We start from the raw sequence: 14026 nt of genomic DNA, 5'->3' as shown, positions 1-14026 counted from the left end.
GCCGGGGTGCATTTTTTACTAGCGTATAAACACGGTTATCGGTAGTTAGAATCAAAGAAGGAACATGCATGCTCAATCTTCATCCGCGACTGCAAGTCGATCCGGATGCGGCGACCGAGCGTCGCTGGCCTGTGACAGGATCTCCCCTCGCGCTGAAGGTTACGGTGGCCTGGCATGCAGTGGCGCTAGCGGGCTGTGCCATTGCGCCGGCGTTGTGGCCTTGGTGGCTGGCCGGCACGGCGGTCAACCACGCAGCAGTCACGGCAGCAGGATTATGGCCGCGCTCAACGTTGCTTGGCGCCAACTGGACTCGCTTGCCCGACATCCCGCGCAACGCGAACGCCATCGCGCTCACGCTCGATGACGGTCCTGATCCGCTCGTCACGCCGCAGGTTCTCGACCTGCTCGACGCACACCGGGTTCGCGCCACGTTTTTCCTGATCGGCGAATGCGCGCGCCGATACCCCGCGTTGACCCGCGAGATCGTTGCGCGAGGGCATGACGTGGAGAATCACTCGCAGAAGCACGTGCACACGTTCTCGGTGACGGGCATGGGCGCGCTGAGCCGGGAAATCGATACGGCACAACGTACGCTGACCGAACTGACAGGCAAGCGGCCGGCTTTTTTTCGCGCACCGGCGGGCTTGCGCAATGTCCTGCTGGAGCCCGTCTTGCAAAAGCTCGATCTGAGGCTGGCAGCGTGGACGCGGCGCGGCTTCGATACCCGCGAGCGCGACCCGGAAATCGTCACGAAGCGATTGCTGCGTGATCTGGCACCGCGCGACATCCTGCTGCTTCACGATGGCGGCGCCGCCATTACCGACGTCGGTCAACCTGTTTTGCTCGCTGTATTGCCGCGGATTTTCGATGCCGCCAGAGAGCGAGGGTTGCACTTCGTTACCTTACGGGAAGCCTTCTAATTCGGTGCCAAGCAGAACCAGACAGACCGTCGGCGATATGTCCTGTCGCACCACGAGTAAGAGACGTTACGCATTGTACGAAGCTAGAGGGCGCACCACTTACGTCACGGCTTCCTGGCTTGGACGAACCGTAACGTCGGCAAAACGCCACGCTTCGACGCGGTTCGCTCGGGCGGCTGCAGGAAACATCGCGAGCGCAACCACTCACAGCGGCATGCCAGGGCCAGTGCCGCAAAAATGCGCGATGCCAATCGCGCACACCGAGAGATTGCGGAGTTTCGCGCAAGGTTTTCTAAATGCCCGGATCAACAACCCGTGAAGAGAGGAGGAACATCCAACCCATCCAGCGGGACATACATTCCGTAACTTTTTCGATTTGGACAAAGCAGGAACGGCGGTTAGATTCCGTTAGCGGCATTCGAATTCCGGTTGGGCTATTCGACCGGGCGTTCCGGGCATCCATGATTTTCCGTCGTATATGCGAGACTGATCTGTGCCTGAAGTGTTTTTCTGGCTGATTTAGCAAGTGATTTTCAGTATGATTCGCCCCTCAATGCGGAGCCGATTCAAGTCAAATAATTCATTTACACGCTTCATATACCCGTTATGGCATTAAACAATCGGCACAAACTGCCGTTAAGTCCGTACATGCATCGGTATATTGGCCGGACATCTGCTGAAGGCAGAGGAAGGAACTTCCGGCTGGAGCAGGTTCATTCATGTGCTACCCGCACAGGCGGATCCTGGTGAAGTGCTGGTGCCTTTCAAATCGTAAACATCGTATGCACGATCTGCGCTGGACCATGCCCGTTGCGAGATGGTCCGCCACTGCAGCCGCGGCGACCGCCGATATCAGCTTCATCGAGCCGATCGTCCGCCGTCGTCTAAGCAGCCTGTCCCGAAGCGCCCTCAAGGTCGCGCATGACTGCGTGGCTGAGCGGGAGCGCGTGCGCGTGGTGTTCGCGTCGCGGCATGGTGAGCTGCGGCGCACGACAGACATCCTGCGCGCCATCAGCACGGGCGAGCCGGTGTCGCCGACCGCGTTCAGCCTGTCGGTCCTCAATGCAATGACCGGCATATTCGGCATCGCCCGTGGCGATCGTTCGCCCGCGAGTGCAATTTCCGCCGGAGCGCAAACCCTTGGGTTTGCATTACTCGAAGCGCATGCGCAGTTCGAAGCGGACCCGTCGTCGCCCGTGCTGCTGGTCTATGCGGACGAGCCGGCTGATGCCGCCTACGGCACGATTGAAGACGAAGTGCAAGGCGGTGCGCTCTCGATCCTGCTCGACACCCGCTCGGCAGGACTGCTCGCATGCACACTGTCGGATGCAGGAAGCCTGTTGGACGTGCCTGACTCTTTCCTTACGCAGAGCGAAGCGGTCCAGCGCTGTCTCGACACAAAAGCGCCCGCCACATGGCAACACGCCGGCACTACCTGGCATTGGAGCTGGCATGATGGCGCGGCTTAACTACGGGTGGCGGCTGGTCGCCACGGGCATGAGCTTCGTCGTGTTCGGCGTCTGCGGACTGCTGTTCTCGGTGCTCGTGTTTCCGCTCGCGTGGCTGTGGCCGCATCGCGCGTCGCGTCAGCGGGTAGTGACGACCATCATTCACTGGTTCTTCCGGGCGTTGGTGGCCTTCTTGCAGTGGGTCGGCGTAATGGAACTGGAAGTCTCCGGGGCTGCCGCGTTGCGCGACGCCGGCCCCGTGATCGTGGTTGCCAATCATCCAACCTACCTCGACGTGGTGGTGCTGCTCGCGCTCACGCCTTCCGCGTGTTGCGTCGTCAAGAACGCGCACTGGGGTAATCCCTGCTTCTGGGGCATCGTGCGGGCGGCCGAATACGTGAGCAATGTCGACCCGGTCGAACTCGTTGAAGCCAGCGCCCGCCAGATCGCGGCGGGCTATACCATGATCATTTTTCCGGAAGGCACGCGTAGTCCCGCGCCGAACCGGTTGCACGCATTCTCGCGCGGTTTTGCGCACATCGCCCTCAAGGCCTGCACGCCGATCTTGCCCGTGCTGATGGATTGCGACCCGCCGGCCTTTACCAAACAGATGCGCTGGTATGACGTGCCGTCGCGGGCGTTCCGCATCCGCGTGAGCGTGCTCGAGCGCGTCGCGGCCGACCGGCCCGTGGCGCATGATTCTTCTCCGGCCCTTGCCGCGCGTACTTTGACCAGCGCCATTGAGGCGCACATTAACCAGCGGCTGTTCGACTATGGATTCTTTGAAACTGGAAATTAAGCAGCTTCTGATCGATGCACTCGATCTGGAAGACCTGACGCCTGCCGACATCGACGACGATGCGCCGCTGTTCGAAACCGATGGCATCGGGCTCGATTCGATCGATGCACTCGAGATCGGCATCGTGCTGCGCAAACACTATCAATTGACGATTGCGGCGAACGACGAACGCACGCGAGAGCACTTCCGTTCGATCAGCACACTCGCCGCGCTGGTCGACAGCCAGCGAGGCGGGCTGAGCGCTACGAACGATATCGGGGAAAAGGGGAGTAAATCGTGACCGAGACAGAGATCCTTGAGCGCATCCGCGCCATCTTCAAAGAGAACTTCGCGATCGAGCCCGATCGCGTGACGCCAGAAGCGCATCTGTACGAGGACCTCGACCTCGATAGCATCGACGCTGTCGATCTCGCTATCAAGCTGCAAGAAATGACCGGGCGGCGCATCAAGCCGGAAGAGTTCAAGTCGGTACGCACGGTGGGCGATGTGATCGGTGCGGTGGAATCTTTGCTGGCGGAACAGGGGTGATGCAAGCGGAGCCATCACGTTCCGGCGGGCAGGGCGCCGCGGCGCCCGAAGCTGACGGCTCTAACTCGAAGGCCAGGCCACAGGGCTGGCTGCGAGCGGTTCTGCAAGTTGCACTGAAGGTCGCTTACCCGTTGATGATCCTGTGTGCCTGGCGCTGGGACGAGCCGCGATACATTGGCGCCGCGTTGTTCGCTCTGCTTTGGCTGCAGCGCTGGGCCGGCACGGGTACTTTCGCGACGTCGCTGCGCCAGCTCACCGCCACCGACTTGTGCGTAGCGGGCCTTCTAAGCTGCGCGTCGGCTGCGATCGTAGTGTCCGGCAGTGAATTGCTGTTGCATCTGTATCCCTCGTTTGTGAACCTCGGACTGCTGGTCGCGTTCGGCTCGACGCTTGCGCGCGGACCATCGATGATCGAAAAATTCGCGCGCATGGGCAATCCCCAGCTTGGCGCGCATGCGGTGCGTTACACGCGCCATGTCACGCAAATGTGGTGTGTGTTCTTCACGCTGAACGGTGCATTTTCCGCCTATACCGCGTTGTTCTGGACGCGTGCTGCCTGGTCGCTGTACAACGGCGCGATCGCGTATGCCCTGATAGGGGTGCTGCTGGTTGGCGAGATCGTATGGCGCTACGTGGCCGTGCTGCCGAGAGCCGCACGCTCGGAGGCGGCATGATCGCGTTGCACGATCTGTTGTCGGCCAGGCGCGATGCGGGCACGCCGGTTTGCCGCGATGGTGCCGACGTACTCGATTTCGCCACGTTCCTTGCACGAGTGCGGGCCATCGCCGCGCGTTTAAGCGAACAACCGGCACGACGTTATGCATTGTGTATCGACGATCCGTTCAACTTCGCCTGCGCGCTGTTTGCGTTATTCGCGTCGGCCAAGGAGCCGGTTATTCCTGCGCATGCGGCGCCCGGTTATCTGGCCGATCTCTCGAATGCCTACGACGCTGTTCTAACCGATGCGGACATGCCGGCGCTGATGGCTGGTTCGGAGTACGTCGGATATTCGGCATCGATCGACCCGCACGCGCCGCTCACGCTGTACACCTCCGGCAGCAGCGGCACCCCGAAGCCCATCGCCAAGACACTCGCGCAATTCAACGCTGAAGTTCATACGCTCGAGGCGCAGTGGGGCACGCTTGTCGGCGACGCAACCGTGCTCGGCAGTGTTCCGCATCATCATATCTACGGGCTGTTGTTCCGCGTGTTCTGGCCTCTCGCGGCCGGGCGCGCATTCGACCGCGCGCTCAGCATCGAACCGCAACATCTGCAGGCGCGGATCACGCAATGCGGGCCCGGGTCGTCGGTCGTGGTGTCCACGCCGGCACAACTGTCACGCTGGCCTGAACTCGATGGTTTCGCAAGCCTGAGTCCCGCACCGCGTGTGTTTTTTTCATCGGGCGGTCCGCTTGCGGCAGACGCAGCGAACAACTATGCCGCGGCCTTCGGCGCGGCGCCGGTCGAGATCTACGGCAGCACGGAGACGGGCGGTATTGCATGGCGCCGGCAGGATCAGACGGACGCGTGGCAAGCGTTGAGCGGTATCGAGATCAATCGTGGTGACGACGGCGCGCTTAATCTCCGTTCACCGCATCTGGGCCACGACGACTGGCATCGCACCGACGACATCATCGCGTTTGACGAGGACGGGCGCTTTCGCCTGCAGGGCCGCTTGGATCGCGTGATCAAGCTCGATGGCAAGCGCGTGTCCCTGCCCGAACTCGAAGGCCGCCTCGGGCTGCATCCGTATGTGGCGCAGGCGGCGGTCGTGTCACTTGAAGGGATGTCGCGCGAGCGTGTTGGCGCAGTTGTCGCGCTCACCGAAGCGGGTAGCGAAGCACTTCTCGAACGAGGCCGCGTGGCGCTCGCCAAGATCCTGCGCCGCCACCTTGCGGCATATTTCGATATCGTCGTGCTGCCGCGTTTCTGGCGCTTCCGGTTCGCGCTTCCATTCGATGCCCGAGGCAAGTTGCCGGCGGCGGCCGTTGCCGCAGCGTTCGATGCACGCGCGGACGGTGTGGAAGTGCTTTCCGAAGCACGCAGCGACACCGCGTTGCATTACGAACTTCGCGTGCCGGCTACACTCGTGCATTTTGCCGGCCACTTCCCCGGTTTGCCGATCCTGCCGGGCGTTGTACAGATCGACTGGGCGATGCGATTGGCGGCTGAGCAAGTGCCGGGCGTGCGCATGCTGGCATCGATCGAGCAGTTGAAATTCAAGGCGCCGGTGCCACCGGGCGCGCTGCTCGATCTCACGTTGACGCATGACGCGGCGCGCCGGCGTGTGCAGTTTGCGTATCGGCTGGGTGCACGGGATTGCACGTCGGGTGTCATTGTTTATCGGGGGACGGCATGAGCGTTGTGTCGTGCATCATCATCCCGATCTACAACCACAAGGACGCGATCAGCGCGACCGTCGCGAATCTCAGCGTGCATGCGTTGCCGCTTTTTATCGTCGACGACGGCAGCGATCAGGCCACGCAGGATGTGCTCGCTGCGCTTCAGCAACAATACGCGGACACGCTCACGCTGATTCGGTTGCCGATAAACGCCGGCAAGGGCGCAGCCGTGATGGCGGGCTTACGGGCAGCGCGGAAAGCGGGTTTTACGCACAGCTTGCAGATCGACGCGGACGGACAGCATGACAGCGCCGATGTACCGCGCTTCATCGAAGCCGCGCGCGCGGAACCTCGTGCTGTGATTCTCGGCCGCCCTGTGTACGACGACTCCGTGCCGAAGTCGCGTCTCTACGGGCGCTACCTGACGCATGTTTGGGTCTGGATCGAAACGCTCTCATTCACCATCCGCGATTCTATGTGCGGTTTTCGCCTGTATCCGCTCGACGTGGTGTGCGCGTTGATCGATCACGTGAAGTTGCCAACGCGAATGGATTTCGACATTGAGATACTGGTGCGGCTGTACTGGCGCCGGACAGCATTTCGTTCGATCCCGACGCGCGTCACCTATGCAAGCGACGGTGTTTCACACTTCGACGTGCTATGGGACAACGTTCGCATCAGCCGCACTCATACGCGGCTCGTCGTGGGCATGCTGCTGCGGCTGCCCATGCTGCTTGGGCATAAATTGATGCCGCGCGCATCGGCGGCGTCTTCGAAGGAAAACGAGCAGCACTGGTGGCAACTCGCGGAACGCGGCAGCCATCTCGGCATGTCCTTGCTCGCGCTCAGCTGCCGTCTCTTCGGCACGCGCTTTACCGCGTTGTGGCTGCATCCGATCGTCGCTTATTTCTTGTTGACCGGTGGCCGCGCACGTACTGCATCGCGCAGCTACTTCACGCACCTTCAACAAGCCGCGCCGCAAGATGGAACGCCACGGCCAGGATGGTGGTCCGCATATAAACATATGCTGGCCTTCGCGCGATCCGGCTTCGACAAGCTCGCTGCGTGGTCGGGTCGCGTCAACATGGATGACATCAAGTTTGACGACCCCGCCGCGTTCGAAGCGCTGAGCGCCAGCGGCCGTGGCGCACTGGTAATCGGCGCGCATCTCGGCAACCTCGAAATGACCCGGGCGCTTGCCTCGCGCGGCGCGCATGCGAAGATCACCGCCGTTGTCTATACGGAGCACGCGCGCCGTTTCAACAGCGTGCTGGCATCGGCGAATAGCAACTTCGCGCAACGACTGGTCGAGGTCAGCGACTTCGGCCCCGAGACGGCGATGATGATGCAGGATCGGGTGGAAGCAGGCGAGCTGCTGGTGATCGTGGGCGACCGCGTGCCCGCGCATGATTCCGGCCGCACGACCGAGGCGCAGTTTCTTGGCTCGACGGCGCCTTTCGCGCAAGGTCCGTATGTGTTGGCCCATGCACTCGGTTGCCCCGTGTACCTGTTTTTCTGCCTGAAGGAAGAGCAGGGATACAGGCTCTATTTCGAGCCGTTCGCAGAGCGCATCGAATTGCCGCGCCGCGAACGTGCGCAGCATCTCGCGGCGTGGGCACAGCGTTATGCATCGCGCCTCGAACACTATTGTCGCAAGGCGCCTTATCAATGGTTCAATTTTTTCGATTTCTGGGCGCGTCCCAATGGCAACGGTAATGGCACTGGAGGCGCGAATGGCCGAACATGATCCGAGCGGAAAGATAGGCAAGCTAACTATCATCCCCACCGAAGAACCGGTTGTCATCGGCGGCAGGCGGCTGACGATTGAAGAGGTCGTATCGATTGCGAATCAGCGAACGCCTGTCGCGCTGAGCGCCGATCCGGCGTGGCGCGCACGTATTGACCGCGGCGCCGATTTCTTGCGCCGTCATCTGGCCGAGGGCGCAACCGTCTATGGCGTCAACACCGGTTACGGCGACTCGTGCGTGGTCGATGTCCCCATGGAACTGGTCGAAGTCCTGCCCCTGCAATTGCTGCGTTATCACGGCTGCGGCATGGGCCAGCATCTCGACGACGCGCAGACGCTCGCCGTCATCGCCGCGCGCCTCAATTCGCTGGCATACGGGTTCTCGGGAGTACGGCACGTCCTGCTTGAAAGGCTCGCAGACCTGATCAATCATCGCGTGCTGCCAAGGATTCCGTCGGAGGGATCGGTGGGGGCGAGCGGTGACCTGACGCCGCTGTCCTACGTGGCGGCCGCGCTGGTTGGCGAGCGCGACGTGCGGTTCCGCGATGAGTTATGCGATGCCCGCAGTGTCTGGGCCAAGCTTGGTCACGCACCGCTTACGCTCGCCCCGAAAGAAGGGCTTGCGTTGATGAACGGCACGGCGGTCATGACGGGCCTCGCGTGCCTTGCGTTCGCCCGAGCCGGTCATCTGACGCGGCTCGCCGCGCGCCTGACCGCGTTGTCCACCGTCGCGCTCGACGGCCGCGCCGCGCACTTCGACCCGATGCTGTTCGAAGTCAAACCACACGCAGGGCAGGCGGAAGCCGCCGCATGGATTCGCGAGGATCTCGCGGGCCGTGAGGACACGCCGGGGCATCGCCTGCAGGATCGCTATTCCATCCGCTGTGCACCGCACGTCATTGGCGTGGCACGCGATGCGCTGACATGGGTGCGTCGTGATGTCGAGAACGAGCTGAACAGCGCCAACGACAATCCGCTGATCGATCCCGATGGCGAACGCGTTCTGCATGGCGGCAACTTCTACGGCGGCCATATTGCGTTCGCGATGGATGCGCTGAAAGTGGCGGTCGCGAATCTTGCCGACCTGATGGATCGCCAACTGGCGCTGCTCGTCGACGATAAATTCAACAACGGCCTGCCGCGCAGCCTGTCGGGCGCAGCACCTGAGCGCGCGTCGATCAATCACGGTTTCAAGGCGGTGCAGATATCGTCGTCGGCGTGGACTGCGGAAGCGCTCAAGCTGACCATGCCCGCGAGCGTGTTCTCGCGTTCGACCGAAGCGCATAACCAGGACAAGGTGAGCATGGGCACCATCGCCGCACGCGATTGCCTGCGGATACTGGAGTTGACGGAGCAAGTCGCAGCGGCCCATACGCTTGCGACCGTGCAGGCTGCGCGCTTGCGTCTGCTCGTCAACAATACGACACCCGTTCCCCCGCCGTTGCTTGCATTCATGGCGAGCGTGACGGCTGAATCGCCGTTCGTCGATGAAGACCGCGCGCTCGAAAGCGACCTGCGCGCATTGACTGCGCGGATCGCGGCGTGCGATCTGGTCGGGGGCTACGGTGGAGAGGATCAGCATGAGTGAAGCTGCGACCCCCAGGATCCTGACGGCGAGCGCGGGCGTTGAGATACCGTTCCACGACGTCGATGCCATGAATGTCTGCTGGCATGGCCACTACCTGAAATACTTCGAGATCGGCCGGGCCGCATTGCTGCGTTTGTTCGACTACGACTATCGCGAGATGCAGGCGTCGGGGTATCTCTGGCCCATCGTTGAAGTGCATCTCAAGTACGTGCGTCCGGCCCTCTACGGTCAGCGGGTCGAGGTACGCGCGCAATTGCTCGAATATGAAAACCGCCTGAAAATTGGCTACGAGATCGTCGATGCCGCTTCAGGCGAGCGGTTGACGAAGGGCTATACGATCCAGGTTGCTATCGAGGCTGCGACGCAGGAACTGCAGTTCGTGTCGCCGCCCGTGGTATTCGAGAAGCTGGAGCGCGCATGGGCACGTTGAGTTTGCGCAGTGTCGTGGCGGCTGGGCTCATTGCCCTGGCATCGCCCGTGTTCGCGGCGCAGCCAGCATCCGCAAGCGACACCGGCCTCGTTTCGCAGGTAGCAGGGCATCTCGCTCAAGCGAAGGGCGTTCGCGCGCAGTTCACGCAAACCCAAACGCTTGCCGCGATGAAACAGCCGCTCGTCAGCACGGGCTCGCTGGTTTTCTTTCGTGAACGCGGTGTGATCTGGCAGATCGATACACCGTACAAAGCGACCTACGTCATCACGGATTCTGGCGTAAGTGAAGTCAATGCCAATGGCCAGCGCACGAACACAAACAGCGGCAACGGCGTGCGTGGCGTGGCGCAGGTTTCGCGGATGATGCGCGCGATGCTGGGTGGCGATCTCTCTGCGCTCTACGCACAATTCGACGTGCACGCGGACGGCACACCGGCGCAATGGCGTATGCAACTGACGCCGAATCAACCGCAACTTGCCCAATCGATCAAGGGCCTGGAGATGAGCGGCGGCGACTACTTGCAGGCGCTGCGCATTACGCTCGCGAATGGCGATGTGACACGCATCGACTTTGCGAACAGCGCGGCGGTGACGGAGTTGCCGCCAGCCGATCGCACGCTGTTCGGAGCGCCGTAATGCAGGTGCCTCAATCACGGGTCGCTAAACCGGCATGGGGCATGCGCGTTGGTTGGCTTTTGCTTGCGCTCGCCGCTACGCTTTATTGCGTGTTGCGATTTGCCGGGCCGTCGCCGCTGCAGACGAACCTGCTTGCATTGTTACCCGCAACCGAAGCGGATCCGGTCGCTGAGAAAGCCGTCGATACCCTGGCGACCGCGTTGGGTGATCGGACGGTGTTCCTCGTCACCAGCAACGACGCAGCGCACGCCAAAGCCGCGGCGAAACAGCTTGGAGCGACGTTGTCGGCAAGCGGAGCGTTCGGCTCGGTGACAGCGGAGCTGCCGCCATTCGATGTATCGAAGATTGCCGGGCTGTACTTGCCGTATCGATTCGGCTTGCTTGCGTCGGCTGATCGCGTCGCGCTCGCAGACGGCACGCTCTCGTTACACGACACGCTCGCGCGACGCCTCTATAGTCCGCTGCGCAGTGGCCTCGCCACTCAACTCGCCGACGATCCGTTCGGCTGGCTGGAACATTGGCTTGCGGGCTTGCCGCTGGCGACGTCGAACCTGGAGGTTGAAGACGGTTTGCTCGTGGCGCATCGAGGTAATGCGACCAGTGTTCTTGTGATGGCGACGTTGCCTGGTTCGGCTTACGAATCGAAGATCCAGCATGCGGTCCATGATGCTGTAGCTCGCGGCGAAGGAACCCTAAAGCAAAGTTTCCCCGATGTCACTTTAGCCCGCACCGGCGCTGTCTTTTACGCGGAAGCGGCACGCGCTGCTTCGGAGCGCGAAGTGCATTTGATCGGTATCGCGTCGCTCTGCGGGATCGCGTTGCTCATGTTGTGGGTGTTCCGTTCACCGCGACTGATCCTGCTCGGCTTTGTTTCGACGGCGCTCGGCATTGTCTGCGCGCTTGCCGCCACCATGTTGATATTTGGCAAGCTGCATCTGCTGACGCTCGTGTTCGGCGCGAGTTTGATCGGCGAAGCTGTCGACTATTCGATTCAGTACTTCGTCGTCTATCTAGGTGCGGGGCGTGAATGGGATGCGCAGCGCGGCGTGCGCGCCGTGCGGCCGGCACTGATGGTCGCGCTGACAACAAGCTTGCTGGGTTACGCCATCCTCACGTGGGTGCCGTTCCCTGCGCTCAAGCAGATCGCGTGTTTCGCGATTGTGGGTATCTGTACCGCTTTCGCATCAGTGCTGTGGCTGTTGCCAGCATTACTGGTCCGTGCGCCCAAGCGCAGTCCGCAGCGCGTATTCGCCGGGGCGGCGCGTCTGCTTGACGGATGGCGCCTAGTGATCGGCGGCCGGCGGGCATGGGGCGTGGCGGCTCTCCTGTTGATTGTTTCCGTGCCCGGCTGGCTTCGACTCACGAGCGACGACGACATCCACGTGTTGATCCAGCGCGATCCCGTGCTCATGGCGCAGGAACAGAAGGTGCGCGACGCGGTCGGTTTCGATAACAGCTCACAGTTTTTCGTCGTGCGCGGCGCGACATCTGAGATCGTGCTGGAGCGTGCTGAAGCGCTGGGCGCGAAACTCGACGGCTTGACGGGCGCGGCCAAGCTGAGCAACTGGCAATCGATAACATCATTCGTCCCGTCGGCGAAGCGGCAGGACGAAGACCATACGCTGCTCCGCCAACGCGTGTTCAACGATCCGTCCGCGTTGCGCGCGACGCTCGTTCAAGCGGGTTTCCGCGATGAAGTCGCTGACGCATGGCTTGCGGCCTACGCGAAGTCGGACCACGCGGTGCTGACCATCGACAGCTGGCTTGCAGCGCCGTGGTCGCAGCCCTTCCGTCACTTGTGGCTCGGCAGAGTCGATCCGGCATCGACGTCGGGCGGTTATGCCGCCGTCGTGATTCCGCAGGGCGTGACGCCTGCGAACGAGCCTGTGCTGATCTCCACGGCACACACATTACCGGGCGTCTTGTTCGTCGATAAAGCCGCGAGCGTGTCGGCGCTGTTCGGCGCTTATCGTGTCGATAGCGGCATCTGGCTGGCAGCGGCGTTGCTAAGCGTCCTCTTGCTGATGATGGTGCGCTACCGGCCGCTCGGCGGCGTTGTCGTCACGCTGCCCGTCTTGCTCGCGGTTGGGGTGACGCTCGCCGTATTCGGCTATGCAGGCGTGCCGCTGAATCTGTTTAACTGGCTCGCGTTAATGCTCGCGCTCGGGGTAGGCGCAAACTATGCCGTGTTCCTGCGCGAGGGCGCCGCGCGCCCGGATGCCAATCTTGGCGCGGTGTGGACAGGCGTGCTGCTGTCGGCGGCAACAACCCTGCTTTCGTTCGGCCTGCTCGCCATGAGCGCGATGCCCGCGTTGCGGAGTTTCGGCGCGACGCTTGCACTCGGTATCGCGGTATCGGTGCTGCTTGCGCCGATAGGCATGCCGTCTGAACGAAGGAGGGCCGCATGAACGGGCCACGGGTTTATCTGCATGCGCTGGGGATGATCAATGCGCTGGGCGACACCATTGACACGATCGTGCCGGCGCTCGCAGCCGGCATTGCGCCGGGCATGCGAACGATCCATACCGGCATTGGCGATACGTTTGCCGGCAGCGTGATCGCACCGCTTGATCTCGCGCCTCCGGACTCACTCGCGCGTTACGACTGCCGCAATAATCGGCTGCTGCTCGCTGCGCTCGCGCAGATCGCGCCGGCGGTAGAAGCCGCTCGCGAGCGTTACGGCGCGCATCGGATCGGCGTGGTGCTTGGCACGAGCACATCGGGTATTGAAGCGGCCGAGGCTGCGTTCGTGTATCAGGCACAAGCCGGAAAATTGCCGGTGAGCTTCGACTATCGGCAAGTTGAAATTGGCACGGTGGCGCCGTTCGCCGCAGCAGCGCTGGACATTCACGGCCCGGCGTTCACGATCTCGACCGCGTGCACGTCGAGCGCAAAGGCGTTCGTTTCCGCGCGTCGCTTGCTCCAGTTGCACTTGTGCGATGCAGTTGTAGTCGGCGGTGTCGATTCGTTATGCGAACTGACCGTGCAAGGCTTCGCGTCGCTCGAATCGACCAGTTCGGTCCGCTCCAATCCCATGAGCCGCAATCGCAACGGGATCAACGTGGGCGAGGGTGCCGCCGTGTTCCTGATGAGCCGCGACGAGGGCGCAGTCGTACTCGCGGGGGCGGGTGAATCGAGTGATGCGCATCACATTTCCGCACCTGATCCACACGGCGCGGGCGGTGAGATCGCATTGCGCGCCGCATTGGCGGATGCCGGTCTTGTGCCGGCTGATATCGGCTATGTAAATCTCCATGCGACCGCGACGCGCAAGAACGACGACATGGAAGCGCATCTGATGGCGCGGGTGTTCCCCGCAGGCGTTGCGGCGAGCGGCACCAAACCGCTGACCGGGCATCAACTGGGCGCCGCGGGCGCGACGGAACTGGGCTTGGCTTGGCTCACGCTTGCACACGACGATGTCGCTTTGCCGCGTCATCTGTGGGACGGCGAGGCCGACTCGGCGCTGCCGCCGCTTGACCTCGTCGAGAGCGAGCGTTATCTGCCGCGCACGGCGGGCGCGCAGTACGTGATGAGCAATTCGTTTGCGTTTGGCGGCAGCAACGTCAGCCTGATACTCGGTCGATGA

13 protein-coding genes are annotated in these 14026 nt (G+C 62.3%); all 13 read left to right on the top strand.

All coding sequences use genetic code 11. The features are described from left to right. Positions 1-68: 68 nt before the first annotated feature. The 13 genes from ACSQ83_RS19540 (at position 69) to ACSQ83_RS19480 (ending at position 14026) form a co-directional block, all read left to right on the top strand. Positions 69-920: a polysaccharide deacetylase family protein gene (locus ACSQ83_RS19540; RefSeq protein ID WP_436229275.1), complete on the top strand. Its 852-nt coding sequence runs from the start codon at positions 69-71 to the stop codon at positions 918-920. A 782-nt stretch (positions 921-1702) separates the two neighbouring features. After that, on the top strand, positions 1703-2389 hold the full coding sequence (locus ACSQ83_RS19535) for a beta-ketoacyl synthase chain length factor (RefSeq protein WP_436229274.1): 687 nt from the start codon (positions 1703-1705) through the stop codon (positions 2387-2389). Then, entirely contained in the window at positions 2373-3167 is a 795-nt protein-coding gene (locus ACSQ83_RS19530; RefSeq protein WP_436229273.1) for a lysophospholipid acyltransferase family protein, read from the top strand. Before ACSQ83_RS19535 ends, ACSQ83_RS19530 begins: the two co-directional genes overlap by 17 nt. Further along, the gene (locus ACSQ83_RS19525) at positions 3142-3447 is read left to right on the top strand and encodes a phosphopantetheine-binding protein (protein WP_414948638.1); all 306 of its coding nucleotides are present in this window, start codon (positions 3142-3144) and stop codon (positions 3445-3447) included. Before ACSQ83_RS19530 ends, ACSQ83_RS19525 begins: the two co-directional genes overlap by 26 nt. Next, entirely contained in the window at positions 3444-3695 is a 252-nt protein-coding gene (locus tag ACSQ83_RS19520) for an acyl carrier protein (protein ID WP_414948639.1), read from the top strand. Before ACSQ83_RS19525 ends, ACSQ83_RS19520 begins: the two co-directional genes overlap by 4 nt. Beyond that, complete coding sequence (locus ACSQ83_RS19515) at positions 3695-4369, top strand: hypothetical protein (RefSeq protein WP_436229272.1); 675 nt, start codon at positions 3695-3697, stop codon at positions 4367-4369. Before ACSQ83_RS19520 ends, ACSQ83_RS19515 begins: the two co-directional genes overlap by 1 nt. Further along, on the top strand, positions 4366-6054 hold the full coding sequence (locus ACSQ83_RS19510; RefSeq protein WP_436229300.1) for an AMP-binding protein: 1689 nt from the start codon (positions 4366-4368) through the stop codon (positions 6052-6054). The genes ACSQ83_RS19515 and ACSQ83_RS19510 overlap by 4 nt, the downstream gene beginning before the upstream one ends. Next, a complete protein-coding gene (locus tag ACSQ83_RS19505; RefSeq protein WP_436229271.1) occupies positions 6051-7784 on the top strand; it encodes a glycosyltransferase family 2 protein in 1734 nt (577 codons plus the stop codon). The genes ACSQ83_RS19510 and ACSQ83_RS19505 overlap by 4 nt, the downstream gene beginning before the upstream one ends. Continuing rightward, entirely contained in the window at positions 7771-9372 is a 1602-nt protein-coding gene (locus tag ACSQ83_RS19500) for an HAL/PAL/TAL family ammonia-lyase (RefSeq protein WP_436229270.1), read from the top strand. The genes ACSQ83_RS19505 and ACSQ83_RS19500 overlap by 14 nt, the downstream gene beginning before the upstream one ends. Next, positions 9365-9802: an acyl-CoA thioesterase gene (locus ACSQ83_RS19495; RefSeq protein WP_436229269.1), complete on the top strand. Its 438-nt coding sequence runs from the start codon at positions 9365-9367 to the stop codon at positions 9800-9802. The genes ACSQ83_RS19500 and ACSQ83_RS19495 overlap by 8 nt, the downstream gene beginning before the upstream one ends. Continuing rightward, on the top strand, positions 9790-10437 hold the full coding sequence (locus ACSQ83_RS19490) for a LolA family protein (protein ID WP_436229268.1): 648 nt from the start codon (positions 9790-9792) through the stop codon (positions 10435-10437). Before ACSQ83_RS19495 ends, ACSQ83_RS19490 begins: the two co-directional genes overlap by 13 nt. Further along, positions 10437-12845, top strand: a complete 2409-nt coding sequence (locus ACSQ83_RS19485) for an MMPL family transporter (RefSeq protein ID WP_436229267.1) — start codon at positions 10437-10439, stop codon at positions 12843-12845. The genes ACSQ83_RS19490 and ACSQ83_RS19485 overlap by 1 nt, the downstream gene beginning before the upstream one ends. Further along, positions 12842-14026 (top strand): beta-ketoacyl-[acyl-carrier-protein] synthase family protein, encoded by a 1185-nt coding sequence (locus tag ACSQ83_RS19480; RefSeq protein WP_436229266.1) that lies wholly within the window; start codon positions 12842-12844, stop codon positions 14024-14026. Before ACSQ83_RS19485 ends, ACSQ83_RS19480 begins: the two co-directional genes overlap by 4 nt.

Origin of the sequence: Caballeronia sp. LjRoot29 (assembly GCF_964252755.1) — a bacterium.
Classification (GTDB): Bacteria; Pseudomonadota; Gammaproteobacteria; order Burkholderiales; family Burkholderiaceae; genus Caballeronia.
Note: the sequence above shows the minus strand (reverse complement) of the source record. Positions and strands in the feature narration are given on the sequence as shown.